This is a genomic window from Marinobacterium aestuariivivens (assembly GCF_042661465.1).
Taxonomy (GTDB): Bacteria; Pseudomonadota; Gammaproteobacteria; order Pseudomonadales; family Balneatricaceae; genus Marinobacterium_A; species Marinobacterium_A aestuariivivens.
Map to the genome: position 1 here is coordinate 1,967,463 of NZ_JBHSWE010000001.1, position 15,096 is coordinate 1,982,558.

17 protein-coding genes are annotated in these 15,096 nt (G+C 63.8%); 4 read left to right on the top strand and 13 right to left on the bottom strand.

What is annotated here, in order from left to right:
* Positions 1–45 precede the first annotated feature (45 nt).
* The 7 genes from thiS to ACFQDL_RS10290 form a co-directional block, all read right to left on the bottom strand.
* Positions 46–687, bottom strand: coding sequence for a sulfur carrier protein ThiS (gene thiS / locus ACFQDL_RS10260; protein WP_379908926.1), 642 nt, complete (start codon positions 685–687; stop codon positions 46–48).
* A 154-nt stretch (positions 688–841) separates the two neighbouring features.
* Positions 842–1,699 (bottom strand): RNA polymerase sigma factor RpoH, encoded by an 858-nt coding sequence (rpoH, locus tag ACFQDL_RS10265; protein WP_379908927.1) that lies wholly within the window; start codon positions 1,697–1,699, stop codon positions 842–844.
* 354 nt (positions 1,700–2,053) lie between these two features.
* Positions 2,054–2,311, bottom strand: a complete 258-nt coding sequence (locus ACFQDL_RS10270) for a hypothetical protein (RefSeq protein ID WP_379908928.1) — start codon at positions 2,309–2,311, stop codon at positions 2,054–2,056.
* The gene (locus tag ACFQDL_RS10275) at positions 2,242–3,060 is read right to left on the bottom strand and encodes a cell division protein FtsX (RefSeq protein ID WP_379908929.1); all 819 of its coding nucleotides are present in this window, start codon (positions 3,058–3,060) and stop codon (positions 2,242–2,244) included. Before ACFQDL_RS10275 ends, ACFQDL_RS10270 begins: the two co-directional genes overlap by 70 nt.
* On the bottom strand, positions 3,047–3,718 hold the full coding sequence (gene ftsE, locus ACFQDL_RS10280) for a cell division ATP-binding protein FtsE (protein WP_379908930.1): 672 nt from the start codon (positions 3,716–3,718) through the stop codon (positions 3,047–3,049). The genes ACFQDL_RS10275 and ftsE overlap by 14 nt, the downstream gene beginning before the upstream one ends.
* Before the next feature lie 22 nt (positions 3,719–3,740).
* Positions 3,741–5,039 carry a signal recognition particle-docking protein FtsY gene (ftsY, locus tag ACFQDL_RS10285; RefSeq protein ID WP_379908931.1) on the bottom strand — a complete coding sequence of 433 codons (1,299 nt, stop codon included), beginning with the start codon at positions 5,037–5,039 and terminating at the stop codon, positions 3,741–3,743.
* A gap of 90 nt (positions 5,040–5,129) precedes the next feature.
* Positions 5,130–5,261: a hypothetical protein gene (locus ACFQDL_RS10290; protein ID WP_379908932.1), complete on the bottom strand. Its 132-nt coding sequence runs from the start codon at positions 5,259–5,261 to the stop codon at positions 5,130–5,132.
* Positions 5,262–5,391: 130 nt separating this feature from the next.
* Here ACFQDL_RS10290 and ACFQDL_RS10295 point away from each other — a divergent pair, with 130 nt between their 5' ends.
* Entirely contained in the window at positions 5,392–6,576 is a 1,185-nt protein-coding gene (locus ACFQDL_RS10295; RefSeq protein ID WP_379908933.1) for a hypothetical protein, read from the top strand.
* A gap of 100 nt (positions 6,577–6,676) precedes the next feature.
* A complete protein-coding gene (rsmD, locus tag ACFQDL_RS10300; RefSeq protein WP_379908935.1) occupies positions 6,677–7,312 on the top strand; it encodes a 16S rRNA (guanine(966)-N(2))-methyltransferase RsmD in 636 nt (211 codons plus the stop codon).
* Positions 7,313–7,493: 181 nt separating this feature from the next.
* On the opposite strand, the gene ACFQDL_RS10305 is transcribed toward rsmD, so the two are convergent.
* The gene (locus tag ACFQDL_RS10305) at positions 7,494–8,120 is read right to left on the bottom strand and encodes a TetR/AcrR family transcriptional regulator (protein ID WP_379908937.1); all 627 of its coding nucleotides are present in this window, start codon (positions 8,118–8,120) and stop codon (positions 7,494–7,496) included.
* 70 nt (positions 8,121–8,190) lie between these two features.
* On the bottom strand, positions 8,191–9,453 hold the full coding sequence (locus ACFQDL_RS10310) for a M48 family metallopeptidase (RefSeq protein WP_379908938.1): 1,263 nt from the start codon (positions 9,451–9,453) through the stop codon (positions 8,191–8,193).
* Positions 9,454–9,618: 165 nt separating this feature from the next.
* Between ACFQDL_RS10310 and coaD the strand changes: the two genes are divergently transcribed.
* Entirely contained in the window at positions 9,619–10,098 is a 480-nt protein-coding gene (coaD, locus tag ACFQDL_RS10315; protein ID WP_379908940.1) for a pantetheine-phosphate adenylyltransferase, read from the top strand.
* A 33-nt stretch (positions 10,099–10,131) separates the two neighbouring features.
* A complete protein-coding gene (locus ACFQDL_RS10320) occupies positions 10,132–10,380 on the top strand; it encodes a YfhL family 4Fe-4S dicluster ferredoxin (RefSeq protein ID WP_379908941.1) in 249 nt (82 codons plus the stop codon).
* A 93-nt stretch (positions 10,381–10,473) separates the two neighbouring features.
* On the opposite strand, the gene ACFQDL_RS10325 is transcribed toward ACFQDL_RS10320, so the two are convergent.
* From ACFQDL_RS10325 to ACFQDL_RS10340, 4 genes are all read right to left on the bottom strand, one after another.
* Positions 10,474–10,980, bottom strand: coding sequence for a DUF501 domain-containing protein (locus ACFQDL_RS10325; protein WP_379908942.1), 507 nt, complete (start codon positions 10,978–10,980; stop codon positions 10,474–10,476).
* Positions 10,981–10,984: 4 nt separating this feature from the next.
* Positions 10,985–11,947: a M14 family metallopeptidase gene (locus ACFQDL_RS10330; protein WP_379908943.1), complete on the bottom strand. Its 963-nt coding sequence runs from the start codon at positions 11,945–11,947 to the stop codon at positions 10,985–10,987.
* A 146-nt stretch (positions 11,948–12,093) separates the two neighbouring features.
* Positions 12,094–14,157, bottom strand: coding sequence for an ATP-dependent DNA helicase RecG (gene recG / locus ACFQDL_RS10335; protein ID WP_379913001.1), 2,064 nt, complete (start codon positions 14,155–14,157; stop codon positions 12,094–12,096).
* Positions 14,158–14,167: 10 nt separating this feature from the next.
* Positions 14,168–15,082 carry a hydrogen peroxide-inducible genes activator gene (locus ACFQDL_RS10340; RefSeq protein WP_379908945.1) on the bottom strand — a complete coding sequence of 305 codons (915 nt, stop codon included), beginning with the start codon at positions 15,080–15,082 and terminating at the stop codon, positions 14,168–14,170.
* Positions 15,083–15,096: the final 14 nt, after the last annotated feature.

Here is a 15,096-nt window from a genome sequence, read left to right on the forward strand (position 1 = left end):
CCGTCTCCACCATTCTTTGTTATGTCAACTTGCCCGGTAACGGCCTCAGCCTCCACCGATCGCATGCACGATTTCGACCCGGTCGCCGTCGCTCAACTGCAGGCTGCGGTGCTCGCTGCGCGGCACGATTTCCAGATTGACCTCGGCAGCGATGCGCTTGTCGCCGAGCCCGAGCTTTTCGACCAGGTCCGCGAGGCTGCTGCCATCGCGCAGTTCCATGGTGTCACCGTTTACCTGAATTCGCATTGATCCAATTCCGATCTTTCTGTTCGGCCAGTACTTAACGACCGACGCTGTCTGAGGATGGCCGGGAGACCAGAGACCCCGCTGCAATCGCCAGCGACAGCCAGCCCAGCAGGAAAGCGGCGCCCCCAGCGGCGTGACCATACCGAACCGGTGAATGCCGCCCAGCGCCAGCACGTAGAGGCTGCCGCTGAACAGCAGGATACCGGCGCCGAAGCAGCGCGCGCTGAGACGAAGCCAGAGCGAAGGCGCCGAGCGCAGGGCCAGCACCAATACCAGCAGCCAGGCCAGGCTGTGATAGAACTGGTACTGCACCGCGGTCTGCAACACATCGAACATCGCCGGCGGCAGCCGGCCTTTCAGACCGTGGGCCGCAAAGGCTCCGATGGCCACCGCGACAAAGCCGCTGAGTGCCGCAAGACGCAGATGGGTCGCTGTATTCATCTCGTACCAAAAACCGGACCCGCCTGTGCGCTCGGATCCCCCGGGAATGGAGGCCCATTGTATCCGAAACGGACGAGCAACGGGATGACCCCTTGTAAACGAAAAGGCTGCCCGGAGGCAGCCTTGTTCAGGTCCTGTGGTTCAGGGAAGACGATCAGGCCTGCAGCAGCGAACCCTTGATCTTCTTCATGGCATTCTTTTCCAGCTGGCGGATGCGCTCGGCGGATACCTGATACTTGGCCGCAAGTTCGTGCAGGGTGGCCTTTTCCTCCTGCAGCCAGCGCTGTACCAGAATATCCTGGCTGCGCTCGTCGAGCTGCCGCATGGCCGAAACCAGCTTCTGCTGCGATTGCGCTTCCCAGTCGGCATTCTCCAGCTGCATGGCCGGGTCCGCGCTCTGGTCCTCCAGATAGCTGGCCGGCGCCAGGTAGGCCCGTTCCTCGTCTTCGTCCACGGGCGCATCGAAGGCGGTATCGCTGGACGCCAGACGGCCTTCCATCTGCCGCACGACCGAGGCTTCGACGCCAAGGTCCTCTGCCACGGCCTTGACCTCGTCGTTGGTCATCCAGCCCAGGCTCTTTTTCTGCGAGCGCAGATTGAAGAACAGCTTGCGCTGCGCCTTGGTGGTGGCGATCTTGACGATGCGCCAGTTGCGCAGGATGAACTCGTGCATCTCGGCCTTGATCCAGTGCACGGCGAAGGAGACGAGACGCACCCCCATGTTCGGGTCGAAGCGCTTGACCGCCTTCATCAGGCCGACGTTGCCCTCCTGAATCAGGTCACCCAGCTGCAGCCCGTAGCCGGAATAGGTCTTGGCAATATGAACGACGAAACGCAGATGGGACATGACCAGCCGGCGTGCCGCTTCCAGATCGTTCTGATAGTAAAGGCGGTCCGCCAGCTCGCGTTCCTCCTCGGCCGTCAGTACGGCGATCGAGCTCACCGACTGCATGTAGGCATCCAGGTTGCGTCCCGGAGAGAGGGTTTCGACGACTTGCAAGCTCTTGCCCATTCAGTTTGACCTCACTGATAACATTCAGCCTGTAGTTTGAATCCGCTGCCTAAGACCGCCCGCCAGACACGAAGTTCCGCAGGGCCGACTGTATTGAAACCGCGAGCGGACCGGTAAAAATAACGGCAACCAGCCTAAACCGCAAGTGTGCAGAGTTCATGACGGCGATATGCCCCCCGTAGGGTGGAATGAGCCTGCGAATTCCACCGCTGATATCAAGCACCGGCGGGGCCAAACGAACATCGGACTCAGCCAAACGAAATGCGATTCACCGGTGGAACGCCACCCGGTGGAACGCCACCCGGTGGAATTCGCGCCTTCGGCACTCATTCCACCCTACATCCGAGCCCTCCGTCAGCTCGGCTCGATCTCGCGCAGATGGTGACCCACCGCCAGCCAGGCGCCGAGCCATCCCAGCAGCAGGCTGCTCAGCAGCAGCAGCAGCGATCCGGTCAGTCCCAGACCCGAGGGTTCGAAATCGCTGCGGTAGAGCCGGGCCAGCTCGGTGACCGGCTCCCTGAGCGTCAGCAGACTGAACTGAATCAGGCACCAGGCCAGCACCGCGCCGAGCAGGCCATACCAGACGCCGCTATAGAGGAAGGGCCTGCGCACCCAGGCATCGGTGCCCCCACCAGCTTGGCGACGAGGATCTCGTCACGGCGGTTCTCGATCGACAGCCGGATGGTATTGCCGACGACCAGCAGCACGGCCAATCCCAGCAGCAGCCCCAGCACCAGCACCGCCCGTTCGGCCAGCATCACGAAAGCATTGAGTCGCTGCAGCCACTCCATGTCCAGCACGGCCTCGTCCACCTGGTCGAGCGCCTCCAACTGGGCCTTCAGCACAGGTAGCGCCGCCAGTCCGGTATCGGCCGGCTGCACCAGGATCACCGCCGGCAGGGGATTCTCCTCCAGCAGGTCGACGATATTGCCAAACCCCGACAGCTCGCGGAACTCATGCAGGCCCTGCTCTCGGCTCACCAGCTCGACCGCCGCCAGATCGTCGCGCAGCAGCAGTTCGCGGCTGAAGCGGTCGGCCGCGGTATCGTCGAGATCGGCCCGCAGGTAGAGGCTGATCCGCGGCTCATGGTCCCAGCCGTCGCTGAGGCGCTGAACGTTGTTCAGCCCGGTGAGCAGGAAGCCCGGCAGCGCCAGAGCGATGGCCAGAACCGCCAGCGTGATCAGGGTCGGCAGCGGGGTCGTGAAGAGTCGCTGCCAGCTCTGGCGCGCCTCAAGCAGATGGTGTCGCCGCCAGTTACGGCTGCGATCGCGCAGCGCGATGCGGTGCTGTTCGGCGCCCCGCCTGGGCGCTGCAGCTTCCCGGCGCTCGGCGCCGCGTTCGCTTCGGTTATCCGCGGCCATCGGCGATCAGCCTCCCGTTGCGCAGCACCAGGGTCCGGTGCCGCATGCGCTCGATCAGCGACAGGTCGTGACTGGCGATCAGCACCGTGGTGCCGACCCGGTTGAACTGCTGGAACAACTTCATGATCTCTTCGGAGAGCTGGGGGTCGAGGTTGCCGGTCGGCTCGTCGGCCAGCAGCACCCGGGGCTTGTGCACGATGGCCCGGGCGATACCGACCCGCTGCTGCTCGCCACTGGAGAGGCTGATCGGATTCTGCCGCTCCTTGTCCAGCAGACCGACCTTGTTCAGCGCCGCCCGCACCCGCCGTGCCGCATCTTCCCTGTCATAGCCGCAAATCTGCAGCGGCAGCACCACGTTGTCGAACACGCTGCGGTCGAACAGCAACTGATGGTTCTGGAACACCACCCCGATGCGGCGACGGTGATAGGGCAGCTCGCGTCGCGCCAGCCGCGACAGATTCTGGTCGCCGACCACCACCTGCCCCTGGGAGGGCCGCTCCATCAGCATGATCATGCGCAGCAGGGTGCTCTTGCCGGCACCGGAGTGCCCGGTCAAAAACGCCATCTCTCCCTCGCGCAGCGTGAAGGAGATATTGCCCAGTGCCTCCTGGCCGCTGGGGTAACGCTTGCTGACATTATCGAAGCTGATCAGTGCCATGATGGAATACCCATATCCAGACTCAGTCGAACAGCGCCTTGACGAATTCGTCGGCCTGGAAGGGCCGCAGATCATCCACCTGCTCGCCGACGCCGATAAAGCGGATCGGCAGCCCCAGCTGCTTGGCGATGGCAAAGATGATACCGCCCTTGGCGGTACCGTCGAGCTTGGTCAGGGTGATGCCGCTGACGCCGACCGCTTCGCGGAAGATGCGTGCCTGGTTCATGGCATTCTGGCCCGTACCGGCGTCCAGCACCAGCATCACTTCGTGCGGCGCCTCGGGGTCGAGTTTCTGCATCACCCGCACCACCTTCTGCAACTCCTGCATCAGGTTGTCCTTGTTCTGCAGGCGGCCCGCGGTGTCTGCGATCAGTACATCGGTGCCCCGCGCCCTGGCCGACTGCAATGCATCGAACAGCACCGATGCCGAGTCGGCGCCGGTATGCTGAGCCACGACCGGTACCCGGTTGCGCTCGCCCCAGACCTGCAACTGCTCCACAGCCGCAGCACGGAAGGTATCGCCGGCCGCCAGCATGACCGACTTGCCTTCGGCCTGGAAACGCCTGGCCAGCTTGCCGATGGTGGTGGTCTTGCCGACACCGTTGACGCCGACCATCAGGATCACATACGGGGTCTTGGCGGCTGGAATCTGCAGTGGCTGTTCAGCCTCGTGCAGCAGCGACGCCAGTTCCTCCTGCAACGCCTGTTTCAGCGCCGCCGGATCGGCCAGTTGCCTGCGCGCCACCCGGTCGGTCAGCCGCTGGATGATCTCGGTGGTCGCCTCGACGCCGACATCGGCGGTCAGCAGCAGGGTTTCGATATCTTCCAGCAGCTCGTCGTCGATCTCCTTGGCGCCCAGGAAGAGGTTGCCCAGCTTCTCGCCAAGATTGGCCTTGGTCCGGCTCAGGCCGGCCCGGATACGGGCGAACATGCCCGTTTTCCTCTCGGCGCTGTCAAGGACCGGCGCGGCAGCGGTCACCGGTTCCGGTTCCGGTTCCGGTTCCGGTTCCGGTTCCGGTTCCGCAGATGTTTCATCCGACGGCAGCACTTCCACAACCGACGCCTCTGGGGCCTTTTCGGTCGCTTCGGCTTGCGGCGGTTCCGTGACGTCCTCGGCGGCTTTCAGCGCCTCGGCTTCCGGCTCGGCCTGCGGCTCTTTCTGCTCCGGTTCCAGGATCTGCACCGCATCAGCGACGGCCGCTTCCGGGGCTCCTGCATCCTGCTCCTGCGCGTCGCCGGACGCTTCTTCAGCGACCGGGCGCGGGTCCTCGGCCCCGGGGGCGCTGGACTTGTCGAACAGGGATTTGAGTTTCTTGAACATCGAATGTCCTCGGATCTTATCAGGGCCGGCAGTGGGCTTTTCGCCCGCCTCAACCGGCTGACAACCTCTTGAACCGGACGAGGGCGGCACTCAGGACCGCTTGTCGCCCCGGATATAGATATAAATCGTGATCATGATCAGCAGAAAAACGGCCGCGCCGACGTAGGTGACGACCGAGGGGTTCCAGCCATTATCGACCAGCCATCTGAATAAAACTTCCATCCGGGCGCCCCGCGCAGCTTTTCTGTGGAGCGCGATATCTTATCATAGGAGCCTGCCATTATTTGATCTCGGCGTTGCGGCACGCGGTAAAATTTCACCGCGGCAGGACGGCGATACAGGACCAGGACCGATGCCCGAAACCCGCAAACCGCTGTTCAGCCGACGCTACCTGAAAGCACTGATATGGCTGCTGCCGGGGCTGATTCTGCTGCTGGCCTCCGCCGGTCCCGACAAGCTGCCCGCGATCCAACAAAGTCCCGAACTGAAGCTGTACTGGCTCGAGCAACCGGAGCGGGCCGAGCACGAAATGCGCCTGTTGTTCGATAGCGGTGCCATCCTGACGCCGTCCCAGAGAATCCTGCAGCAGGTACTGGCCGAACATTTGCAGGCCCGGCTGCAACAGCCTGAAATCCAGTCCCTGCTACCGGCGCAGCACAACAGCGAGGTGGCCGCGCTGACCGACCGGCTGCAACTGAAGCTGCAGTGGCCCGCCGCTCAGCCGGCGCCGAGGCTGGGGCCGCTGCTCGCTGCCCTGGCACAGCCGGGAGATCCGGCCTGGCAGCAGCGGCGGTTCGAGCAGCAGCGGGCTCAGGCCTATCTCGATAGCCAGACCCCTGACCAGCGGCTGCTGAACCTGATGCAAGAGGCACTGCGTGAAACACCTTCGGAGCCGGTCTCGCCCGGCCATCTGCACGCATTCGAGCAGCGGCTGTTCAGCCAGCCGCCACTGGTGCTGCTCGGCGGCCCCGCTGCGGCCGAAATGGCGGCGGCGATCGGTCTGGAAAGTATTTCAGAGGGGACGGCCAAAGCGTCACGCCTCCATTTGCATGACGGCATCATCAGACTGCGGATCGAAGATCCCCGTCTTCCCCACGCGCTGCTGCTCGGCACGGTAACCGATGGTCAGGCGTCCAAGGAGCAGGCCAGGGAACGGCTCGCCCTCGCCGCCCTGCAGCACCTGCTCGAGCAGCAGCCCGCCCTCGAGTTCCGGCTGGTCTGGCGCTCTTGGCGACGCCAGGGCTACCAGGCGCTGATCCTGCTGGGCGAAGCGCCGCCGCTGCAGCCGCTCGCCGACCAGGCCGACGGAGCCCTGATCGGACTGGCGCGCGAGCAACTGCTGCAGGACTACCGCGACCGCCTGCGATCCCCGGACGGCCAGCTGGACCGACTCGAAACCATCGCCTTCTACGGACTGCCCGACCGCCAGCTCGATACCCAGCTAAGGACGCTGGAGCAGGTCCCGGTGGGTGACATTGCGGCACGAATAACGCAGTATCTCGATCCCGAGACACAGATACGCATCGAGCTGAATTAGGCGTGAGGCGTGAGGCGTGAGGCGTGAGGCGTGAGGCGTGAGGCGTGAGGCGACCATAATCGCTGTGAACTGAAAACTGTCAACTGGATACTCGAACTCGATGGGCCGACACAACCACAAATCCCGAGGACAAACGAGAGCGCCGGCCCCGGGCGACGGCGAGCTGCGGATCATCGCCGGCGAATGGCGCGGGCGCAAGCTGAACTTCCCGGAACTGCCCGGACTGCGGCCGACACCCGACCGGGTGCGGGAGACGCTGTTCAACTGGCTGCAGTCCTATCTGCCGGGCGCGCGTTGCCTGGATCTCTTCGCCGGCAGCGGCGCCCTGGGCCTCGAGGCACTGTCCCGCGGGGCGGCCAGTGCCACCTTCGTCGACAACGCCCCCCAGGTGGTACAGCGGCTGCGGGAGAATCTGCAGCGCCTCAAGGCCGACAATGCCGAAGTGATCCAGGCGCCGGCGATGGACTGGCTGAACGCACGCCAGACCGACCTGGAGCCGCGCTACGACCTGGTGTTTCTCGATCCGCCGTTTCGCTGCGACCTGCTGCCGCTGGCCTGCGAACTGATCGAGTCCCGCAATCTCCTGGCCGATCAGGCGCTGATCTATATCGAGGCCGAAACGGAACTCGGCCTGCCGCGCCTGCCGGAGAACTGGCACGAGCTGCGCAGCAAGACCGCCGGCCAGGTCAGCTACCGGCTGTTCGTGCGCGAGCCTGAGGCAGCCCGTGACGCGTAAAGACGTAAAGACGTAAAGACGTAAAGACGTAAAGATGTAGTCAGTTGGGTAGAGTGCCGAAGGCGCGAAACCCAACGATGTCCGAAACCCAGCGCCCGACAGATGATGCGTTTCGCTGCCATTTGCTCCTGCAATACCAGGCTTCCCACCGTCCATGGTGGTTGCTGCACTCTACGGCATCCTAAGGCGCGCCGGCCGCCAGACCGGCGCGGCAATTGCCGATCAGCAGTCGCCCCTGCTCCTGCCAGCTGAATAGCGAAGGTGCCAGCCAGGCAGACTGCCACACGCCGATCAGCAGGCAGCAAATCGCCCGCGCCATCGGTTCGAGATCCCTTTTCTTGAGGCCGACCTGTTTCTGCTTGCGGGCCTGCTTGAGGAAATGCTGGATATGCGCCACCGGTTGCTGCAGCACCTGCTGGCGACGGGGCGCCAGGGCCGCCAGTTCCGGACAGGTATCACTGCCGGTATAGAACAACCGGTACAGCTGGCGCGCCCGCTCGTCGTCGCTGATATCCCGCAGCACCCCGAGCAGGTAAGCCTCCAGGGCTTCGAGCGCATGCTGGCGGGATGCCTGCAACTGCTCCAGATAATGGGGTTCGAAGGGCAGCGCCGCCTCATCGAACAAGGCCTGGAGCACGGCTTCGCGGTTGTTGAAATGCCAGTAAAGGGCGCCGTGGGTCACACCGGCTCTCGCGGCCACCTCCTTCAGGGTGCCGTTGCCGGCACCCTTTTCGCTGAACACCTCGAGAGCGGCCTGCAGCAGCGCCTGACGCGTTTGAGCCGCTTCTTCCGCTGAACGTCTGACCATTCTTATGACAACTCCATGACAGTTCCTTTACATGCTGTCGTCAATCTATAGCCGTCAGATGACAGTTTGTTTACAGCGGCTGCGCATCGTCGACATAGTATTTCAGCTGCATCCGGCTCAGGGCACCGACCTTGAAGTCCGGTATGTCAAAGACCGTGCCGAAAGCCTGGCCTGGCCTCAGGGAACCCGGAACCGGCGCGATGTATCGCTGCACCTCGCCGGCCCCGTCCCTGATCATCACGCCCATCACCAGGCCCTGCAGCGGCACCTGCCCGCGATAACGCCAGCGGACCCGCCAGCTGTGCTGGTCGATCACGGTCTCCGAGACCTTTTCCATCTCTTCCATGACTGCCACCACGAATGCGATCTGCCGCTGCTGACGCGCTTCTTCCTGCCGGGCCCCCTCGTGCTGCACATAGGCACCCAGAGCGGTCCCCAGCAGCGCTGCGACACCGCCGCCCTGGCCCGCAGCGACCACCGGTGCACTTTTGCGCCAGAGCACGTTGTCCTGCAGCAGCTCGGCCGCGCGGGGATTCTCCCGCCCCGGGCTGTAGTAGGTCATCACCCGCCTGGCGGTTTCGCGGTTTTCCGCCGCCCGCTCACTGTTGACCGGATGGGTATGGAAGAAGAGTCCGCGGGCATTGCCCTGCTGCCGGTACTGGCGCTCCCAGATGCGGCTGGCCGCCATCGGGTCAAAGCCTGCCAGTGCCGAGTAGAGCACACCGATACGATCCGCCTCGCGCTCGCTCTCATGGGTGAAAGCGGCCTGGTATCCGTCCCGACCGGCGGACCCGGAACCGGCAAGGGTCGTCAGCGTCTGATGCCCCTGCCGCTCGAAGGCATGGTTGGCGACGGTATGGGCGATCTCGTGGGCGACCACGGCCGCCACCTCGTCATCGTCCTGCAATTGCTGCATCAGACCAAGGTGCACCACTATATAGGTGCCGCCGGTGGTGAAGGCGTTGAACTCGGGGCGGTCGATCAGCACCGCCTGCCAGCGCTCGTCGCTCAGATGACCGATGCGCTGCACCCGATCGAAAATGCCGACCAGACGCCGGTACTGCCTCGCGTCGAGCTCCGAACTGACCTTGCGACCGGACTGCAGCTCCTGCTGCAGCAGCTGCTCCACCACGGCATTGCCCTGGCGTATCTGCCCCTGGCGACCGGCGAAGGAAAGACTGCGCTGTCCGGTGACCCGGTCCTGTTCGCTGACGCTGTCCACCGCCCGGTAAAGCCCCCGGTCGACCGCCTGCATCGACTCGCACCCGGCCAGCGAAAAAACCGCGAGCAGGGGCAGCAGTCTGAGCCCGGGCACCGCTGAAATCCGTACCATCGAAACCTCCGAAACTTTTATATCATTACAGAATATAAGAGAATGCTTTTTATAACCTAACTGGAAAGACACATTCCATTATTGTATTTGTACGCGTATGCCAATTCCGCTAACATGCCGCATTCGCAATAGACTCCCGGCAGAATAACCGTCAGTGAGAGCGATATGAACACCGCTGTCTATCCCGGCACCTTTGATCCGATCACCAACGGCCATACGGACCTGGTGGAACGTGCCGCCCGTCTTTTCGACAGGGTGATCGTTTCAGTGGCTGCCAGCCCGAAAAAGGCGCCTCTCTTGCCGCTGGACTTGCGGGTCGATCTGGCAAAAGAGGTCCTGGGGCACCTGCCGAATGTCGAAGTGATCGGATTTGACAGCCTGCTGGCCAATCTGGTGAAAGAGCAGAACGCCAATATTATTCTGCGCGGACTCAGAGCGGTTTCGGACTTCGAGTACGAGTTCCAGCTGGCCAATATGAATCGCAAGCTGGCGCCACAGGCCGAAAGCATGTTCCTGACCCCGGCGGAACATCTGTCCTTCATCTCTTCGACCCTGATTCGGGAGATCGCCAGCCTTGGCGGCGATGTGAGCAAATTCGTTCACCCCGCTGTCGAAAAAGCATTGCGCGAAAGTCTGGGGCAATAACGTAACTTTTCGTAGTCAGTGAGGTAGCCAGCCATGGCATTGATGATTACCGACGAATGCATCAACTGTGATGTATGCGAGCCTGAATGCCCGAACGAGGCCATCTCTCCGGGCGACGAGATCTATGAGATCGATCCTGGCAAGTGCACCGAGTGCGTCGGCCACTACGACACCCCGCAGTGCGTCGAAGTCTGCCCTGTCGACTGTATTCCGAAGGATCCGGACCACGTCGAAACCCAGGATCAGCTGATGATCAAGTACAAGAACCTGACCGGCAACTGATTCCGGTCAGCGTTCCACAAAGAAGCAGGCTTCGGCCTGCTTTTTTGTGGACGTCGGGTTAAGGGGAAATCGTGACGCGTCACTTGTCACCTGTCACAGCTTGATAACCAGCTCCTTCAGCCCGAACTCCGCATCCATGCGCTGCCCGATCACGTTGTCACCGCACAGGTGGTGGGCGTACTGCATGTGCAGGCAGCGCACCTTGTCCCACTGGGCGATGCCGCCGATACCGTACTGGTCGAACAGATGGGTAAAGCCAAGACGCTCGATACAGGCGCGGTCCGACGGGTCCATCAGTTGCCAGCGCAGCGCCACATAGTCCTCGTGGTTGCGGCGGTAGGCCTTGCGCAGATCATCGTCCTGCTGCAGCTCCCACTCGATCTGCTTGACCCAGCCCGAGGTCTCGATCTCGGCGATGGCACGATAGAGATCGCGGGAACAGAGCCAGTACAGGGTCGGAAAGGGCCTGCTGTCCACCAGCGAGCGCATCTGCAGCACCGTCGGGACGCCCTCGGCCGTCTGGTGGGCAATGCGCACGATGCCGCGCGGCTTGCGCCCGATTTGCTTTTCGATAAGGTCGTTCTGGGCCTGGGTCAGCATAAGGCTATCCGATAAATTCTGCGAGGGTCACGGCCTCGGCGCCGCACAGCGGGATCCGCGCCGGCATGATCAGGATGCAGTTGTCGAAGGGCGCCACCAGCGGGTCCGGATCATGGGCGAAGACCGCGCCCCGCTCGATGCGTTCGAACCCGCGATAGGCACGAACGAAACGGAAGTGCTCGCTCTGCGCCTCGATCACTTCGCGGATGCGGTAGTGACCCGCGGTATGGTCCGGTTCGTAACCCCAGGGCGGCACGATGGCATCCTGCTCCTGCAGGCGGAAGCGGCAGAGCAGACGCCGGGTGATGGCATGGGCCTGCTGGGCGCTTTCCAGTGCGAAATGGGCGCCGCACTCGGCCACCAGCCCATGGCAGCCACGACGGCCGTGCTGCATCGCATAGGAAATCAGCATGCCCGGGTGGTAGCTGCCAAGCTTGTACAGCAGCTGCGGGAACGGGAAGTCCAGGGTCGCGGCCAGCGCCGTGCAGTCCGGCAGCTCCGGATAGATCAGCATCGGCGCGACCGGATGGCTGGTTGAATGCAGATCGAGCACGAAGTCGGCATCCAGCAGCAGCGGCGCTATCTTCGCCGACCGCCTCGCCTCCTCGCTGGAAGGATGCTTCAGGCGCTCCGGCAGCCAGGCGCGGTTGCCATCCTCGTCGACGCAGCGGCTGGCATAGGGACGCTGCGGATCGAAGCGCTGATAGGCCGCCACATTGTTGAAGATCAGCGTCAGGCTGCCGCGTAGCGGCCGCACATCCTGTTCCAGCAGTTCACAGAGGGCGTGGGCACCGCAGAATTCGTTGCCATGAGTCAGGCTGACAATGACCACATCCGGACCCGGCTTGCCGGAGTCGAAGCGGTGGCAGTAATCGATACCGGTATTGCCACGGCGATAGGGACCGATGTCGAGCGGCAACAGCTCGAGCGGCAGATCGGAAGCAAGGATGGAGGGCTGATCGTTCATGGTTACGACTGTGAGAAACGTCTGCAGAGTTTACCGTGAAAAAGCGGCAAGCGCTAAGCGGCAGGTCACCGCCAGGGATGGCGGGAGGCCGCCCCGCGGCTGTGCCGGCAACGCAGGAGCAGTGCCCGGTAGACGTGTGCCGCTTCTTAAACCTGACCGTACTCCTCGCCCTGACCGAGCCAGCGCCGGATCACCGCGGCGTTCAACGGTACATCATGCTCGATCTGGGTCGCCACCTGACGTACCCGCGGCAGCAGATCGGCATCGCGCTGCAGGTCGGCGATGCGAAACTGCATCATGCCGGTCTGGCGGGTGCCGAGCACTTCGCCGGGACCGCGCAGTTCCAGATCCTTTTCGGCGATGCGAAAACCGTCATTGGTCTCGCGCATCACCGCCAGCCGCTCGCGCCCCTGTTTCGACAGCGGCGCCTGGTACATCAGCACGCAGAAACTCTCGACCGAACCGCGACCGACCCGGCCACGCAACTGGTGCAGCTGGGCCAGCCCCAGCCGTTCCGGATTTTCGATGATCATCAGGCTGGCATTGGGCACATCGACGCCGACCTCGATCACCGTGGTCGCCACCAGCAGGTCCAGTTCGGCGGCCTTGAACTGTGCCATGACCGCGGCCTTTTCGGCCGCCTTCATGCGCCCGTGGACCAGACCGATGCGCACGCCCGGCAGGGCCTCGTGCAACTGCTCGGCGGTGACTTCCGCCGCCTGGCACTGCAGGGCTTCGGACTCCTCGATCAGGGTGCAGACCCAGTAGGCCTGACGGCCTTCTGCACAGGCCAGACGCACCCGCTCGACGACCTCGGCGCGGCGGCTGTCGGCAATCACCACGGTATTGACCGGCGTGCGCCCCGGCGGCAACTCGTCGATAATGGAACAGTCGAGATCGGCATAGGCGCTCATGGTCAGGGTGCGCGGAATCGGCGTCGCCGTCATGATCAGCTGGTGCGGCGCCCGCTCACCATTACGCCCCTTTTCCCTCAGGCTGAGGCGCTGGTGTACGCCGAACCGGTGCTGCTCGTCGACCACCACCAGCCCCAGATCCTGGAAGCGCACGTCATCCTGGAACAGTGCGTGGGTCCCGACCACGACGCGGGCCTGGCCGTCGGCGATGGCCGCCAGCTGCTTCTCCCGCGCCTTGCCCTTGACCTTGCCGGCAAGCCAGGCCACCTCGATGCCAAGCGGCTGGAGCCAGTTGCCGAAGTTGATATGGTGCTGCTCGGCGAGAATCTCGGTCGGCGCCATCACCGCGGCCTGAACGCCGTTCTCCACCGCCTGCAATGCAGCCATCGCCGCCACCACCGTTTTGCCGGAGCCGACATCGCCCTGTACCAGCCGCAGCATCGGCACCGGCTTGGCCATATCCCGCGCCACCTCGTTGCAGACCCGTTTCTGGGCCCCGGTCAGCGGAAACGGCAACGCTTCGAGAAAGGGCCGGATCAGCTCACCGCGATAGCGCAGCACCGGCGCACCCTGATGCTGCGCCTGATGGCGCAGCTTGAGCAGCGACAGGTGGTGGGCCAGCAGCTCCTCGAACGCCAGCCGGCGCTGGGCGGGGTGACGCCCGGCCAGCAGCAGCTCCTGATCCGCATCGACCGGCGGCTGGTGCAGATAGCGGATCGACTCCTCGAGCCCCGGCAGTCCCCACTGCGTGCGCAATGTTTCCGGCAGCAGATCCGGCAGCGCGCCCGACTGCAGGGATTGCAGCGCCAGTGTCACCAGGCTGCGCAGCCGGGTCTGGTGCAGCCCCTCGGTGGTCGGATAGATCGGCGTCAGACTGTCATCGACAGTCACCGCCGCGTCGCCGTCAATGCGCCGGTATTCCGGATGCACCATCTCGAGGCCCGCCGGGCCGGGCCTGGCCTCGCCGAAGCAGCGTAGCCGCACGCCGGGCCTGAGCTGGTTTTTCTGCGCTGCGGAAAAATGGAAGAAGCGCAGGCTGATCAGCCCGGAGCCATCCTGGATACGGCACAGCAAGGCGCGTCGCCGTCCCTGTACCAGGTCGGCAACCTTGACCTCGCCGGCGATCACGGCCTCGTCGCCCGGCCGCAGCGAACCGATGGGTACCACCCGGGTGCGATCCTGGTAACGCAGCGGCAGATGAAACATCAGGTCCTGCAGAGTACGGATGCCCAGGCGTTCCAGCTTGAGTTCCAGCGCCGCACCGACCCCTTTAGCGCCGTGACCGGCTGTTCGGATAGCGGCAGCGTCATGAAGCGGCTTCGGCCTCTTTCAGCTGACAGAGGCTCAGCGCCTCGACCAGCACGTCGATTGCCTTGGGCCGGGGAAAACTGGCGCGCCAGGCAATGGCGACGGTACGCATCGGCTGAGGGTGTCTGAAGGGCCGCGTCACGACCAGATCGGACTGGTAGTGACCCTCGACCGCCGACAGCGGCAGGACACTGGTACCGAGTCCCGACGCCACCATCATGCGGATGGTTTCCAGCGAACTGCCCTCGGTGACATGGTGCTGCTGATGCAGCGACTGGGACAGCGTCGGACAGGCCTCCAGCACATGGTCGCGGAAGCAGTGGCCTTCGCCCAGCAGCAGCAGCTCGGCTTCGTCGAGACGCCGGCTGTCGATCTCCTCGAGCTCGGCCCAGGGATGGTGCCTGGGCAGCAGCATGACGAAGGGCTCGTCGTAGAGCGGGCGGGTCAGGACATCGGGCTCGCTGAACGGCAGTGCGACTATAATGGCGTCGAGTTCGCCGTTGCGGATCTTGCCGCGCAGCGTCTCGGTGAAGTTTTCCTCGATGTAGAGCGGCATCTGCGGCGCCAGGCGCTGCACTTCCGGTACCAGGTGCGGGAAGAGGTAGGGACCGATGGTGTAAATGGCACCCACCCGCAGCGGGCTGGACAGCTGATCCTTGCCCTGCTGAGCCAGATCCTTGATCGCCTCGGCCTGTTCGAGCACCTTCTGCGCCTGCTGCACGATGCGTTCGCCGGTCGGCGTCAGGCGCACCGAGTTCTTGCTGCGTTCGAACAGCGCAATGCCCAGCTCGTCCTCGAGCTTCTTCACCGCGATCGACAGCGTCGGCTGGCTGACATAGCAGCGCTCGGCCGCCCGGCCGAAATGCTGCTCCCGGGCGAGGGTAACGATATAGCGCAGTTCTGTCAGCGTCATGGTGGTTCCTTTGC